Source organism: Prauserella endophytica (assembly GCF_005146945.1).
Classification (GTDB): domain Bacteria; phylum Actinomycetota; class Actinomycetes; order Mycobacteriales; family Pseudonocardiaceae; genus Prauserella_A; species Prauserella_A endophytica.
On record NZ_SWMS01000046.1, the window covers coordinates 13,428 to 28,544 of the forward strand.

A 15,117-nucleotide genomic window follows, 5' to 3' on the forward strand; every position below is an offset into this window, starting at 1 on the left:
CGACGGCCGGCTGATCTCCGACTCGCTCCACCTGTGCGGCTTCGTGTACCTGCAGGGCGTGGAGGACGAAGGCGAACTCAGCAATCCGATCACAACGGATGAACTGGTTACGCTCCACTGGGACCGCGACCAAACCGTAGAAATCGACGCGTTGCGCGGCGTGCTCGACCAGCCGCGTGTCACGGCCTGGTCCGGGATCACCATCGCCAGCAACGAGTCCCACGATGGGCTCTGGCTTCGGCTCACCGTCACCGACCCGCGTGTATGCCGGATCAAGGTCCACGCCGACGTCCCGCCCGAGGTGTGCGACCCGATCGGGGGATGGTGGCGCATGGCCCTGGTCGACGGCGACACGCTCGTCTACCTCACCGCCCGCCGGCTGGAAGCTGGCGGCGAGGTGTGCTGGGAACTGGGGGCGATCGGCCACGGTCCAGCTGCGGCCGAGCTCACCGAGTACCTATGTGATGAGATCAGGGCCTGGGGGCCCGAGCGGAACCAGCGCACGCCGTCGCTCATCGTCTACCCGGCTGGCACCCCGGACAGCGAGCTCGCCGGCCCCGCCATCGAGAAGACCCACAGCAGGTTCGTGCTTACCTTTGATGACACGCCCTCGTGATCCCAGATGTTCTCAGCCATCACGTGCCTAGCGTCTGCCGTACTCCGCGTCATAGATCTGCTTGAGCTGCGCTGCGCGATCTTCGTCGCAGGTATGGCCAGGAAGTTCGGGATCGCACATGAGACGCAGGAGGCGGGATCGAATCGCGCCGGGCGACCGGCCGTGACGTTCAGCGATATCCTTTCGGAGCGTTTCGGCGACCGCCGCGGGATCGGCCGCGAGCCACTCGTTGCGAAGGGTAGCTTCCTGGTCAGGGGTCCAACTGGCATGTGAGTTGGCGGGGCCGCCGGGTCGGGGTGGCAAGCGGCGCCGGGTTGGCCGGCTAGCGTCCGTCGCAGCAGGCAGCAACGGCCAGGAGCGTGCGGCAGCACGGGCGTCGGCGGCGCGGGCCTTCAGTCGGTCGATGTCGGCAGCGTCGCCTCCCTCGGAGGCCATGCGGCGGACGCGGTAGTCGAGCTTGTCGGCGTAGGCGAACTCATGTTCTCGGAACCAGCGGGCTTGGTGACTGTGAAGTATGTGCGGGGCAACCGTCCCGATGCCGTTGGGATGTGTCTTGGCAAGCCGCCACGCCAAGCGAGCCGCCGCGAGGGCATCGCCGACGCTCGTGTGGGCGCCTTCGAGCCGCACTTGGTAGTGGGCACATGCGGCGCCGAGGTTGCGTGGGCCGGGACGCTCGGGGTCAAGGTGGCGGTCGATACACAGTGGATCGATGACCGGACCACTGAGCATGAGGCTGCGGCCATGGTGGCGTTCGAGCTCAGCGTCGAGCATGGTCAGGTCGAAGGCGGCATTGAACACGCACAACGGTGTCGTTGCGGTCCACACCTCCGTGAGCAGCGCGGCGACCTCCGCTATCACTTCGGCAGCCGAACGTCCTTCGCGTTGCGCCTGTTCGGTGGTGATGCCGTTGATCGCGGTGGCCTCGGCCGGGATGTCCACGCCAGGATCCGCTAGCCAGGTGTGCGGAGTAACTTCTGGGCGTTCTCCGGGCCGACTCGGCCTGATCACCACTACCGCCGCCGTTACCAGGCGATCCCTGCGCGGGTCGATGTCGGTGGTCTCCAGGTCCAGCGCAACCATGGGCCCGTCAGCCCATGACATAGGGGAACTGCTCATGCGCGCACCGTAGTAGTGAGGTCTGACAATTTCGGCTCCGTGCACCTCGTTGATCAGTTCGTATTAGCAAGGTCCATCAGCAGCGTGTTCAGGACGCGTTCTTCGTACTCCGGGTTGTTGTTGACGGTCTCCGCTGGTCGTTGTTGGTAGCGCCATAGCGAGGCGTGCGGCAGTGTGGCCATCAACTGGGCCACGATCGCCTGGCCGGTGGTGTCGTCGTCGGCGCGGATGTGTAGATGGGTGCCGGTCGCGGCGAGGCCGGCGAGCAGCTTGCGGACTGCTCCGCTGGGGACACCGTTGGTGCAGATCAGCGGGTAGGAACGGCTGGCCAGGGTGTCTGCGGCGGCTGCGACGACGGTGGGGTTCTCGCATACGTACACGTCGACTCGTGGGTCGGGGCCGCGCTGGTTGTGGTCGAGGGCGAAGTCGCCGTTGAGGGAACGCCAGGTCAGCCAGACGGGTTCGCCGGTTTGGTTGGCTGCGGCGGTGATCGCGCAGGCCGGAGCGGAACCGGTCAGTGGAAGGTTGAGGGCGAGCACGCGCGAGGACAGCGGGTCGCAGATGACGCCGAGGGCCTCCCAGGCGGTCCGCCAGCCGTCACCGTCGTAGTCTGCGTCTTCGTGGCCGTCACCGTCGGCGAGGCGAAGGATGTCGAGGCCAATGCGCCCGGCGCGGCGATCCAGAGCATGGGGGTCGTCCAAGGCGGCGTCTGCGAGGACGCTGAGCATGATCGTGTCGGTGCCGTGGGGTAGGTGTTGCCACGCTGCGGCGATGGATCGGGTCAGCGCCAGGAGTTGGCCGCGGCCTGTTGGTGGCAGTCCTTTGCGGCGCATCCAGGCTTCTGCCGAGGTGGGATGGATGCCGGCGTCGAGCAGGACAGTGAGGGCCTGTTGGCGTTCAGCGCTGGCGTTGGCACGGTGTTCGCGGCGCTGCTCGCGTCGGTTGATCAATTCATCGCCGTAGAGCAGACGGACCGCGGTGGCGGTGTCGATGCCCAGCTTGAGCATCTTGGTTTTGAAGATGTGCGGGGTGATTCCGCGGCCGGAGGCGTCCCAGGCGGTGCCGAGCAGCGCCCGGACCTGTCGTCGTTCCTCCTCGGTCAGCTCGACGGGCAAGGTGGTCTTGCCCCAGCTGTGGCCGTCTTCGAGGTGTTTGCGCAGGGCGGTGATGATCTTGGCGGGGCCAGCTTTGGCGGCCCAATTCAGCAGCTGGGTGTGAGCCGCTGCTGTGTCCGATTGGTTGATGGTGCCGGTCGGGGTGTCGTCAGTGTTCATCGGCTCGCGGATGAGGTGAGGGGGCTACTGGGGTGTGTCGAACAGGCCGTCGTCCAGGGCGATGGCCTGCACGCCGTCGGGCAGCGGGCGAACGAGCTCGGGGAGGTCGGCGGGATCCGGGGTGGTGATGTGAGTGGTGGCCTTGCCGTTCCAGAGCATGGTTTCGAAGAAGACGCCGGGCAGCGGCTTGGGGGCGCGGCAGGTGGTGACGATGGCGGCGAAGGGAACCTCGGGGTTGTTGGCGAGCATCCCTGGTCCGGCCATCATCCAGTCGAGGTCGCAGGCGCGAAGGAGCCGGAACAGGGCGGTCTTGTTGGGTGGGTCCACCCCGTCGAACGCCTCGTCGAGCCACATCAGTCGAGGTGCGTCGGGGTGCTGGTCGTACATCGCTTGCAAGGCGGCGATGAACGGAGCGAGCAGGGTGACGACACGGGCTCCTCCGGAGAAGGTGTCGTGTTCGGCGCGTTCCAGTGCCACCCACATGGGTTTGCCCGACTTGCCCGTCGAGGCCGTGCGGTATTCCAGCTTGAGATCGAACCAGCGTCGATAGTCCAGTGTGTGCTCCAAGCGTTTGCGCCAGTCGGTTTCCCCGTGGGCGCGTGCGGTTTCCTGAGCCTCTGCGACACGACCGGCGAGGAACTGTTTGATTTGCGCCTGCGTGGCTGCGGGCATGAACGTGACGCCCTCATCCTCAAGGACCTTGAGGACTTCGTTGGCGTCGCGTTCCTCCGAGACCGGGACGCGCACCAGTTGCAAGGTGAGGGCTGAGGTCGTGGTCGGGCTAGCCTTCAGTTTGTCGTTGATGCGGAGCCGCAGACTTTCGACTTCGACGAGTCTGTCCCGGAGGTGTTCGACGAACGTGCTGCCCAGCAACTCGTTGATCGCGTGGTCGAGTTCGGCGTCGTAGTTGGCCTTGAGCTGATCGAGTTGCTGCTGCAGGATCCGCACGGCGACAGGCGGTGGGTAGGGCCTGCCGGACCCATCGATAATCAGATCGACTGAAGGCCGCTGAGTCGGGTCAGTGTCACTGGGCTCAGACAAGGTGGCGGTTCTACTGGACAAGGCTTCCAGTTGGGAGCGCAGCACCGGGAGCTGACCGGTCAATGCTTCCCATCTTCGACGTGCGTGGTTGGCCGCCTGCGGAGTACCGGGTTCCCAGCCGACGATGGATATGGCCTGGGCGACAGCGTCGGCGTCCTCGATCGCGGTCTCGGCTGATCGTTCCGGGGAAACGGTGATGCCGCAGAGTTCGGGGATTCCGGTGTCCAGATGTTCCCACCAGTGCTGCAGAGCGTCGGCATGTTGGCCTTCGACCGCTTGCCTGCGCTGGGTGGCGGTGTCCGCCCGACTCTTGGCCGTCGTGCGTGCCTCCAGCAGGTCTCGTTGCGTCTCCCGCAGGCGCTGCAGGTTGGTGTCGAAACTCTTGATCGTGCTGTCTAGCTCCGCGACGCGATTGAGGATTTCCTGCCCCTGCAAGGACAAGGCCACGCGAGCCTCTTCTGCCGCAGTGTGGAGGCGTTGCGCTTCCTCCTGCTCGGAGCGGGACTCCTCGCTTGCCGTGCGGAGTTCCTCTTCGCGCTGCCGTAGGTCCTGCTCTGCTCGGGCCAAGGCTTGGTGCAGTGTTGCCGCCACCTGCCCTGCGGCGTCGAACTCGCCGATGCCGGTCCGCAGCGCTGCCAAGGCGGCGGCCACGGCCTCCAATCCCTCGGGATGACGCGGCATCTGGTGCTCATCGGCGAAGGAGATGACCTCGCGTGTCGCGGTCTCCACGGCGTCACGAGCCTTGCGCACCGCGTCTTGGGCTTTGGTCAGCTCGCGTGCCCTGCTGGTAACGAGCTCGGCGGCCTGGCGGGCCGCGTGGACGGTAGCGACCACTGCGGTATCCGACGGCGGGTTGTTGTTGTAAGCGGTGTTGAGCGCATCGAGGCGGACGGAGAGGTCGGCGACCTGCTGAGTGAGTCCGTTGACTTGGGCCTCGGCGGTAGCGAGAGCGATGTTGAGTTGCTCCAGGCGACGTTCGCGTGCTGCTTCCCGTGCTGCCGTGCCGAGCAGTTCCGCGCCGTCATGCGCTGGGGCGGCGCCGCCCGTTAGGCCGGCGAACTGCCAGCGGCCATCGCGGGCGAGGATGGCACGCGTGGTGCCGATGTTGTTGCCGTGCGTCCCCTCGACTGCCGCAGCATGGGTGCCCTTGGCTGACTTTGTGTCCTCGTTGAGGGTTTCGATGTAGGCAACGCCGACCAACAACTGCTCCACCACGTCGCGCAGGTTGTCGGGTAATCCCGTTGCAGGTGCCAGCACAGAACGCAGGGTCCGCTGTCGGTGAGGCGATCCAGCGTCCTGGCTGTCGGGCTGAGACTCGCCGGAGTTAGCGGTGTCGGCGCCACGGGTGTGGGGGTCGAGCTGCCAGACGGTCTCGTGGCCGTCGCGGTCGGTGCGGTAACTGCCGTCTGGTGTGACCCACGCCTGGAGGAGGCCGGCCGCATCCAGAGTCGCTTCGAGCAAGGCAACCTGCTCAGTGCTGGTTCCCGGCAGTGGATCCACGAGTCGCCACAAAGGTGCACCGGAGTCGCTGATTCCTTCAGGACGCGGTCGACGCGACCACAGGGATGGCGACGGCGGCGACGGTTCGGTCTGTGCCGACAACTCCTCAATCTCGCCGACGATCCGGTCGCGCACGGCTACGGCGGCGGTGAGTTCCTGCTGTTGGCGCTGTCGCTGTCCGGCGAGCTCGGACTGGAGAGGAAGGAAGTGTTGGTGTAGCAAGAGTTCCTTGAGCACCGGTGTTGGCTGCGGCGCCTCGGCGATGGCGGCGACTTGCGCCATCCAGGTCTCGATGAGATCAGCTGATGGCGGACCCTCGGGCAACTGTGACGTCCACGTCGCCAGTCGGTGAGCTACCGCGGCGATCGCCTGCTCAACTTCGCTGTCGGCCTGGGCCGAGGCGTCCAGGGCGGCCCGGTGTTGAGTCTCTGCGTCGCGAAATTGTTCGTACGCAAGGCCAGCTCGCTCCTCGGCCTGATCCTTTGTGTGTAGCAGCCCACGCAAGTGATCGGCGAGTTTCTGGCGGTGCGAAGCGAGGTGTGCCAGCCGGGTGATATCCCCGCGCTCGACGAGTTCATCGACGAGCTCGCCGCATCCTGCATCACCCGCCGCGGTCGCCACGGCCCGACCGAGCTGTTCACGCTTCCTATCAGCTTCTTCCGCTTTATCCCGTGCTGTGTCGTGGCGCTCACGAGCCTTGTCGAACTGAGTGTTCGCCGCGTCGACGCGCCCTGCCGCCCGCCGAGCCCGCTCAGCGGCCTTGTCGGCTTGCTCTCGCAACGAGCGCGCGTTGGCAGTGGCGCTCGCTGCCTCTTTGTACTCTTGTTGCTCTTGCAGCGTTTCCTTCTGAGTTCGAGCCTCCTGCTGCCCCGTCTCCGCTGTGCCGATCTCCTCATCGACCGACTTGAGCTCGTTGACACACTTGTCCAGTGTGGACTGTTCCTTCGTTTCGTTGCGCCGCGCCTGCCTCAGATCGTCGCGCGTGGCGAGCACGGGATCTGCTGCCTGCCGAATCTCACTGTGCGCCCACGCAAGCCAATACTTGTTGGTGAACTGGGTGATCGCCGCCAGGGCCTGTTCTGCGTTGTCCTGCTCAGTGCGCATCCGCTCCAACTCGTCCCAGTCCTGGGACAACTGCTCGATCTCGGCGTCATCGATGGCAGGAAGCGCGTGACGGAACGCAGTAGCCAGATCATCCACTTCGAACCGCGCACCGATCTTGGGCGTCCGCAGCACCCTCAGTACCCGAATGAGCTGAGTGAGCACCGCGGCATCCCCGTCGAACATCGTCCGAGCGATGGCGGCACGGTACTTCTCGCCCGACGGATGCTGCTCAAATCCGACGATGTTCTTGACCTGGCTGGGTTCCACCGGGAAGCCCGACTCGACCAATGTCAGTCCTGATCGGACGCGTTGATGTCCCAACAGGGTGCACCACGTCGGTGGCGACATGTCGTTGTCGCCCACGCGAGCTTGGGCAAACAGCAGCGTGGTGAAGAACTCGGGCCCGTCGTCGGTCGACCGACCGTACTCAGCCCATGCCCAGCCGCGGTACTTCTTGAAATTCTTCTCGCGCCGGTCCATCGAGTGGTCCGAGGGTTCGACGTAGAAGCGGAACTTCTTGGTGGCCGAACCGAGAGTATCGATGTTGTAGGAGGAAACGTCCCCGGCGAGCAGCAGCAACGTGGTCAAGGTCATCAAGGTGGACTTGCCGGACTCGTTGGCACCAGCCAGTTGCAGCCGACCGTCGGCGAACCACGCCTCGGCGCGGTCGAACTCCCACAGGTTGACCACACCGACTCGCAAAGGCTGCCAGCGGCGCCGTCCCGGCATCGGCAGGCCGCCGCGCTCGGCCTGCTCGCGCCAGTCCACCGTGGCGTCGGCTTGCTCTTCTATTGCAGAGCTATCGGCGTGGGTCATCGGTTGTCGTCCATCTCAAGGGTGATCATCGAGTCGGTGTCCGACTCGCCGTTGTCGGCGGTGAGGACCGGTTGGAAGCTGACCCGCGGATTGCGGAACCGCGCGGCGGTGGGCTGGATGATCCACTCACGACCAGGGCTGACGCGCACCAGTCCGACGGTTTGCAGAATCGGTTCGACTGCTGTGCGCAGCCGGCCCACGCCACCGCGCAGCTCGTCGGTGAGCGCTTCGGCGTACCGGGCGGCGACTTCCGCGATGAGTTCGTCAACGACGGCTGAGGCCACCGCGACCCGGCCTACAGCATCGGGCGGTGGGCCGGCAGCGATCGCGGCATCCAGGATGTTCAGCGCGAACCACGAGGATCGCTTGCTTCCGGGGAAGGCCACGACGAGCCCTGGCGGGCTGTCCTCCGGCAGCCGCAGAAGCATCCCTTCCGCCCTGATCTCCACTGTGCCACCGGTCATCTCCGCCACGGCGGCAGCCAGGGAAGACCGTTGTGTGCGGGCGTAGTCGGCGTCCTCGGGATGGAGGTCGCCGTACAGCAACGCGGTGTCCTCCAGCAGCCGGCGCAGCATGCGTTGTCGCCGTGTGGCCGTCCGAACATCGTCGACGTCTCCGCTGTCGGCGGTGAACACGCGATGCACGGTGTGCGGGTCGATGAACTGCAGCAATGCGTCGGGATTGACCTCGAAACCGCCGCCGATCCCTTCCCCGTCGTCCTCCCACTGGCGCAGCAACGCGTCATCGGAGGTACGGCGGATCAGCACGCCGCACCGCACCACGTGATCGACCGCTTTTAGGAACGTCTGGCGTTCCATGCGCGCCTTGCGGCGGCCCTCGTCCTTGTCCGGGTTGGGGTTGTAGGGCGTGACGCGGCATGCCGGACTGATCGAGGCTGCCCGGACCGCATCGGACAGGTACTGCACCGTGGTGCTGCCGGTGATCTCTTCGCACACGGCGGCCAGCAGGATCCGCAGCACCAGTTCCCGGCGGGAAGGCGGCTCCACGGTCACTGGCGCGGCGGTCAACTCCGGGCCAGCCGGATCGCGATGCAACCGGACTACCCCGACGGAGGTGGTCAGCCGGTACCCGACGCGTGCCGCCCACCGGGTCAGCGTGCCGCGATTGTCCAGCACGGCGCGATAAAGCCGCGGATTGATCTGGTAGGTCAGCATCGGAAACGCCAGCAGTCCCAGCCATGCCCTCTGCGCGGTGTGCTTGCGCACCGAGTCGGGAAGTTCGTCGTACACCCGGACTGTCATGCGGGGATCAACTCCAACGTCCAGTCTCCGCAGACGATGTCACCGCCAGGCGTGCACACCCGCGCGGAATCGGTGAGCCGAGCCGGGGGATGCGCGACCACCAACCACCGTCCGTCGGCCGTGGTCACGCGGCGCACGTCGGCATGGTTCGCGGTGCGGGCGGAGGCCACTGCGGTCAGCACACCCCAGAACAGCTCCGCCTCCCCAGCCCCCAGCGGTGTCCACGTCGACAGTGGGGTGCCGGAACGTGCCAGGAGCTCACGCTCGGCTGTGGACTGCTCTCGGCGCTGCTTCTCCAGCAGCCGCCGTGCCTGATCCCGCGCGTTCCGCCGGTTGGGCACCTGGGCCGGCGGACCGCCGCTCGTGCTGCGGGAGCGTTGTCTCGCGACGGCGTCGATCGGTACCGGCGGTGCTTCCCAGAACGACGTGCGCGCGGCGCCCACCGGCGGATCTGCCGGTTCACCGGGTAGATGTCGGGCTGACCACTGTCCAGTGGCCTGGCACCACACCCGCCACGCATCCTGGTCGTCGGTCGCCGAGTCGATGGCGGCGGCAACCCGAAACAGCTCGGCCTGCCGGGTGATATAGCCACCGGTAGACAGCAGGGCGCGGGTTCCACGCAGCAGCGGTGTCACCGCATCGCGGACCTGCCGGCGCAACCGTGCCGCCTGATTGTCGGTGGTGGCGAACCACGCCCGCAGGGTGTCCACCCCAGCGTGGTGAACATGGGCCATGGTCGAGATCGTTTCCTCACGGGCCTCCGGATCCAGACCCACCACAGCGACCTCTCGCCACAACTCGGGCCCCATGTCGTCCAGCCTCTGCACCGCGTTGCGAATGCGTGCGGTGTAGGTGTCGATCCCAGCGCCCCACACGGTGATGTAGGACATGACCGTGTCCCGCAGCTGCGTGATCTTGTCCTCGTCCGGCGTGCCCGCCAGCGCGGAGGCCATGCGCGACTGCCAGATCCGCGCGGCGTCGGCCATGTTCTTTAACGTGGTACGCACCTGCGACCATGCCTGAGCAGCCGCCGGATAGTCCTTGGCGACAGCAGCGGCAAGCATTTCGTCGAGACGATCAGCGATCACGGCGGGCGCGAACGCCGCGGCCGACGCCATCGCCGAGTGATCATCACCGCGCTGACGCAGCCAGCCGTGCAAATCTGCTGCGTCCGGCGTGAGCTGGTAGCGGTCTCGCGATCGGACGAAATCCGCCTCCGTGCGGGCCCGGTCCTGCCAGCTGTGCACCACGCCCCACTGCTCCAGCTGGTGCATCCGGGCGTCCAGATCCAGCACCGGCGGCATCGTCAGTTCCCGGGCCTGTAAGCCGCCGATCGCAGCCTCGATGCGCTCTCGGAGTGCGATCAGCAGCTCGTCCCGCCCGACTCCGGTCAACGCCACTTCCTGCGCATCGAACAGCACATCGACGATCAGCCGATACTGCGCGGAGTGCTCCTGGGTGAGGTAGTTCGCGATTTCGACGCGGCCAGGAAAGCCGGCCAACTCCCAACCTGCTCAACCGCGACTGTCCTGGCGCGCTTCCGCGACCGTTGCCGTCATCGCTCACTGCGCGACGTCCACCCTCCGCGTCGTAGCCGGTACTGCCAGGCAGTGCGCGCCGCCGCATCGACCTTCACGGTGCCCAGCTGCCGTGCCCTGACATTCACGGCTCTTCACGCTAGGCATCGGCACCGACAAAGCCGCAGGCCAAACGGATGTTCGAGTAGCAGGCCGTGAGGGTCAGGCGGCTGTTCGTGTGACCGACCATGTGCCGGAGCGCCCAGTTCGGCGACAGGTCACTTCGTTCTGTGTTGTGTCGCGTCCACCTTGACAAACACACGACGCTGGGGAGGCATTCGTGGCCCGGACGTGCATACCCTGCGCAAACCCGTCGTAGGGCGTCGCTGCGGCGACGGCGACGGCGTGACGCCATTACTCGTTTCGGGTGGTCCTCCAGTGCGAGTCGATCGCTGCGCCCGCACGGTCGTGCGCCGCCTGTGTCGGCAACCTGAATTCGGCTGGGCCAACGCGCCAATTGGCTGGTTCCCGGCCGCTCATGACCAACGGCTCGCACGAGTTCATACGACCCCTCCCGCGGCTGGCCACCGATAGAACGGCGTGATGAGAGGCGACGATAGGTGATGGTCACGGAGAGTCAGCCAATCTGCCGTCTCCACTCGATCGGGTGAAGTATCGCGCTCGCGAGCCTCAGCCGACCGATTTTTGTCGGTGCCCCTTCCTAGGTTGTCGGCGTGACTTTCGCAACTGTTGGCACAACCGCATCCCGGCGGGGTTCTCCTGAGCGAGATGCCGAGGTCCTGATCAGCCTGGTGGCATCAGGACTGGTGCGCATGTGCGGGTGGAGGGGCGTTCGTGAGCGGGAACGACCGTACGACAGGGCCTTGCAACTGGGGTTGGATCGGCTGTCGGCCGTGTGCGCACTGGCTGGCGTGACTGGGCCTCGGGGTGTGCACGATCTGGTGTGGGATTGGTGTGCCCACAAGCCCTTGCACGATTGGCCGTTGGTGTTCGACGCCGACGCGCAGGTCGGGGGTGAGTTGCTGCTGATCGGCGGCGAGCCGTCGGAGTTCTGCGTGGAGTGGGCCGTCGAAGCCTACGACGTGGTCGCCGAGGTGCACGAAAGTACGTTGGTCAGCCAGGTGAAATCCGGAGCTGAACAAGCTGGCAGGCCGGATCTGTACGCCGAGTGGCGTCGGTTCGTCACCACACAGCCGGTTCTCGGGGCCGCCGAGTTTCTGTCGGCAAAGAACAGGTTCCTGACCGTGCCGCAGTGGGCGACGTGGATCGACGAGTCCTACGAACCAGTTCCACCTGCCACGACCAGTGGAGGCCAAGTCGCCGTCTGTGGGCTGTGTGATCAGTGGATGACGCCCACCTCTGGAGGCGGATGGCATTGTGAGACGCCGCGCTGTGTGCGGGCGCTGCACATGCCGAGTCCAACCCTCCGGGACGCGGAGGGGGCGTATCGGCTGCGGCCGGAGCTGGTGCGATCTGTGGCCTTGCCAGGGCGGCCGGAACTGGCGCTGGCGCAAGCATTGGCCGCCCGCGGCGCACGGGTGGTGCTGTATCCGGGTTTGGATGCGCTTGACCTGGTTGCCCGCTGGCCTGACGGCTACGCGGTCGGAGTCGACGTGAAGGACTGGCACAAGCCGTATCTCCTCGCCCGCAAGATCAAGCGGTTCCCGCGGTGGGAGACCGGCCATCCGTTCGCCTACGGCGATGCGTTCCTGGTCGTTCCGGCTGATCGTGTCGCGCGCAATCGCAGCTACTGCGACATCGTCCGTCGCCGCAGCGCGGCATTGCGCAGCCAGCCGCACATCGAGGTCCTTACTGATCAGGCGCTGATCTCGCGGTGCCCGGACGCCGGCCAGCCTGGGGAGGTTGTCTGTGGCCCGTGATCGTCAAGCGTGGCACGCCTCGGTTCGGAAGGCGCTGCGCAAGCCCGCTCAAACCGCCGGCCTCTCGTCGGCTCAGCTCACCGAGATGCTGGCCGTCGAACTGGGGTTGTTCGCCTTGGCGGAGTGCGCCAGTGGGAGCCCGGCAGGCGGCGCGTGGTCGCTGCTGTTCGGCTATGACTTCCGCCAGCCGCACCATCGTGCCGCCTCCCAGTTCCCGCAGTCATTGCGTTGGTTGATCGGCGAGTTGAAGTCCGAACGCAAGTGGGTTGAGGCGTTGAAGAGGTATCGGGCCGTCCCCGATCACCTACGGTTGTTCGACATCATCGGCGTCGACCAGCCTCCCCAACTACGGCCGGTGTCGGTCGCGGCGAACCGAGAAGACGCATACCGCAGGGCGCTCGCCGCATGGCCCGCACACCGTGACCTGGACGCGCAACTGGCTGAAGCTGGGGCCCGATACAGCGCGCCGCGAATCGATCGATGCATCGTCATCCCCGCCGAGGCCCTGCCGGCACGGTCAGCCAAGCCGCACCGTCGTTCCCGCAAACGGCGACGAATCCTGTTGCGATGGGCCGGTTTGGAGACCGCCGCGCGGGAAATGGATGGAATCGATCAGCAACAGAATCGCGACAACGCCTGGTATCAGCGCATCCGAGACTTGCGGTTGCACGCCAGGACCAGCCGCGGCTTGCGCCGCCAGCGGTCGCTCCGTCTGGAAGACATCGTTCACCTGGCCGGCATGCCGGCCGTGGGCAAGACGACGCTGTTGATCGTGGCCGCGGTGTGGGCAGCGAAACGCGGCTACACCCTGACCCTGGTGTTGGGCGACGTCGTATCGGTGCTCAACGTCGTCGAGGACCTTGAACGCTACGGCGTGAAGGCGGCACCCATCCTGGGGCAAGCAACGCGAGGCCGGCATCTACAGCAACTGCACCGGCCAGCCGACCCGACCATGCGGGGCCTGCCGCTACTGAATGACGAGCGATTGAAGTGGGTGTCGACGGCGTGCACCCTGCAGGGGCTGCTGGACCTGTCGATGCCGTGGAAGCTGCGAGACGCCCCTTGTCAGGGCAAACTCAGCCCCTGGAACGACGACCCGGACGAGCGACAGGCAGCATCCCGCAGCGACCACCTGGACTGTCCGCTGTTCGCCGACTGCGGCCGGCACGAGGCGTCCCGAACACTGGTCGACGCGCCCATCTGGGTCGCGACAGCGCCGAGCCTGCTGCACTGTCGGGTTCCCAACCACCTCACCGACACCGCCATGCGGTACCTGGAGCTGGCTTGGCTGCGCAGCGACGCCTTCGTCATCGACGAGGCCGACCGCGTACAGATTCAGTGGGACCAGGCATTCAGCCCGTCCCAAACCCTGGCCGGACCTGGCCGCGACGCCTGGCTGGACGAAGTCCGCCCCCTGTTCGATCGGCACATCCGGCAGACCCAAGGCCAGCACCTCGCGACCAGCACCGTCCGAGACTGGTCGATCGACATCAACTCTGCGGCGATGCTCGTCAGCAGGCTGCGGGCGCTCATGGCCGAACACGCACACATCCGCGAATGGCTGCGCGAGGGCTACTTCAACGAGTGGCAACTCGGCGTCCGGCTGGCCGCCGAGATCGCCCGACGCCCGGTCCCCAACCCGCCCACAGGCGGACCAGCCTGGACAACGGACGAGGACTGCCGCCAGCAATGGCTGGACACGTTCGCCACGTGGATCCAGAAACCCGCCGGCCGCTACACCGGCGAGGACAAGCGCGTGGCGTTCCTGTGCGCGCTGTCCGCGCGGGGGTACGACAACCCCACCGACATCACCAACGAACTCCGCGACTGGCTCACCGCCCTGCCGGACGTCCAGGTTGGCGATCAACAGCTCGACCGCATGGCCGCGCGGTTCCAGACCATCATGGTCATCGCGCTGCTGGCACGAAAACTGGAACAGCTCACTCGCGGCTGCTGGGAGGTTGAGAGCGAGACCGGCATCGAATCGATGTCCACCAGCCTCGTCCACAAACCACCAGCGGAGTACATCCCGCTCGTCCCCGACGCCCCGATGGGCAACCTGCTCGGCTTCCAGTACCGCGAGGATGACAGCCTGCAGCCCAACCAACTCGGCACGCTGTCATTCTTCCGCTGTGCTGGAGTCGGCCGCTGGCTGCTGCTCAACCTGCCCCACCTCTACCGCGAGTCGCCCGCCCAGCGCGGGCCGGCTGTGCTGCTGCTGTCGGCGACAAGCTGGGCGGGCACCTCGCCACGTTATGACGTACAGGTCCCGGTGTCGGCTGTGCTCACCTCGGAGAAGGCCGCCTCGGTGCCAGTGGCCGATCGAATCACCCTGGAGTACCTGCCGACCAAGATCAGCGACGACCGTGGCCACGAGTACCCGATACGCGTGTCGGGGCAGGTGGGTGAACGTCGTGCCGCCGCGCTGCGCACGATCCTCGCCGGGCTCAGCAAGGCCCGCCCAGGACTGCGCGCTCCCCGCCCCAGCGAGTTGGAAGAGATCCGCGACTCCTTGCCCGACGGCAGACGGCGGCGGGTTCAGGCGGTGGAAGCATTCGATTCGAGTAGTTCGGTGAATACTTCGCTCGGTTTCTTCCAGGCGTGGATCTTACGGGGTCGGTCGTTGATCTCGGCGGCGATGGCGGCGAGGTAGCGGGGGTCGCTCGGGATGGTGACGCCCTTGGGGAGGAACTCGCGGACGATGCGGTTGAGGTTCTCGTTGCTGCCGCGTTCCCACGGTGAGTGTGGATGAGCGAAGTACACCGGTAGGCCTGTCGCGGTGATGTCCTTGTGTAGAGCCATCTCCGAGCCGCAATCCCAGGTCAGGGAACGTTTGATCGACACGGGCAGTGGGTCGACGGCGGCGATGATCGCCTGGCTGACGGTCAGCGAGTCACGCCCGGGGCCGTGTCATGACAACTGTGTAAGCCGCGGATGGACCAAGATCGGATTGCCCGACGCGATCCAGAA

The 15,117-nt window shown here is 66.3% G+C and carries 8 protein-coding genes and 1 pseudogene; 3 read left to right on the forward strand and 6 right to left on the reverse strand.

Going from position 1 to position 15,117, the window contains the following annotated elements; all coding sequences use genetic code 11:
- The first annotated feature begins 58 nt into the window (after positions 1-58).
- The gene (locus FCN18_RS36955; RefSeq protein ID WP_137097344.1) at positions 59-616 is read left to right on the forward strand and encodes a class I SAM-dependent methyltransferase; all 558 of its coding nucleotides are present in this window, start codon (positions 59-61) and stop codon (positions 614-616) included.
- Positions 617-643: 27 nt separating this feature from the next.
- Here FCN18_RS36955 and FCN18_RS36960 read toward each other — a convergent pair whose 3' ends face one another.
- Genes FCN18_RS36960 through FCN18_RS36980 form a run of 5 tightly spaced genes read right to left on the reverse strand, consistent with a single transcriptional unit; the run spans position 644 to position 10,231 of the window.
- Positions 644-1,732 carry an exonuclease domain-containing protein gene (locus FCN18_RS36960; protein WP_137097345.1) on the reverse strand — a complete coding sequence of 363 codons (1,089 nt, stop codon included), beginning with the start codon at positions 1,730-1,732 and terminating at the stop codon, positions 644-646.
- A gap of 53 nt (positions 1,733-1,785) precedes the next feature.
- Positions 1,786-3,006 carry a TIGR02679 domain-containing protein gene (locus FCN18_RS36965; protein WP_137097346.1) on the reverse strand — a complete coding sequence of 407 codons (1,221 nt, stop codon included), beginning with the start codon at positions 3,004-3,006 and terminating at the stop codon, positions 1,786-1,788.
- A 24-nt stretch (positions 3,007-3,030) separates the two neighbouring features.
- Positions 3,031-7,467 carry an SbcC/MukB-like Walker B domain-containing protein gene (locus tag FCN18_RS36970; protein ID WP_137097347.1) on the reverse strand — a complete coding sequence of 1,479 codons (4,437 nt, stop codon included), beginning with the start codon at positions 7,465-7,467 and terminating at the stop codon, positions 3,031-3,033.
- Positions 7,464-8,717 carry a DUF2398 family protein gene (locus FCN18_RS36975; RefSeq protein ID WP_158303266.1) on the reverse strand — a complete coding sequence of 418 codons (1,254 nt, stop codon included), beginning with the start codon at positions 8,715-8,717 and terminating at the stop codon, positions 7,464-7,466. Before FCN18_RS36975 ends, FCN18_RS36970 begins: the two co-directional genes overlap by 4 nt.
- A gap of 8 nt (positions 8,718-8,725) precedes the next feature.
- Positions 8,726-10,231, reverse strand: a complete 1,506-nt coding sequence (locus tag FCN18_RS36980; protein WP_137097349.1) for a DUF2397 domain-containing protein — start codon at positions 10,229-10,231, stop codon at positions 8,726-8,728.
- Between the two features lie 827 nt (positions 10,232-11,058).
- Between FCN18_RS36980 and FCN18_RS36985 the strand changes: the two genes are divergently transcribed.
- Positions 11,059-12,147 (forward strand): pPIWI_RE_Y domain-containing protein, encoded by a 1,089-nt coding sequence (locus FCN18_RS36985; protein WP_228714327.1) that lies wholly within the window; start codon positions 11,059-11,061, stop codon positions 12,145-12,147.
- Complete coding sequence (locus tag FCN18_RS36990; protein ID WP_137097351.1) at positions 12,137-14,800, forward strand: pPIWI_RE_Z domain-containing protein; 2,664 nt, start codon at positions 12,137-12,139, stop codon at positions 14,798-14,800. The genes FCN18_RS36985 and FCN18_RS36990 overlap by 11 nt, the downstream gene beginning before the upstream one ends.
- Here FCN18_RS36990 and FCN18_RS40970 read toward each other — a convergent pair.
- Positions 14,686-15,048 (reverse strand): annotated as a pseudogene (locus tag FCN18_RS40970) (IS30 family transposase); the annotation flags it as partial. The gene FCN18_RS36990 and the pseudogene FCN18_RS40970 sit on opposite strands and share 115 nt — an antisense overlap.
- Positions 15,049-15,117 lie beyond the last annotated feature (69 nt).

Bases quoted from the DNA above. Each gene is read 5' to 3' on its own strand.
- FCN18_RS36965 (WP_137097346.1), bottom strand. From the start codon at position 3,006: ATGAACACTGACGACACCCCGACCGGCACCATCAACCAATCGGACACA.
- FCN18_RS36960 (WP_137097345.1), bottom strand. From the start codon at position 1,732: ATGAGCAGTTCCCCTATGTCATGGGCTGACGGGCCCATGGTTGCGCTG.
- FCN18_RS36970 (WP_137097347.1), bottom strand. From the start codon at position 7,467: ATGACCCACGCCGATAGCTCTGCAATAGAAGAGCAAGCCGACGCCACG.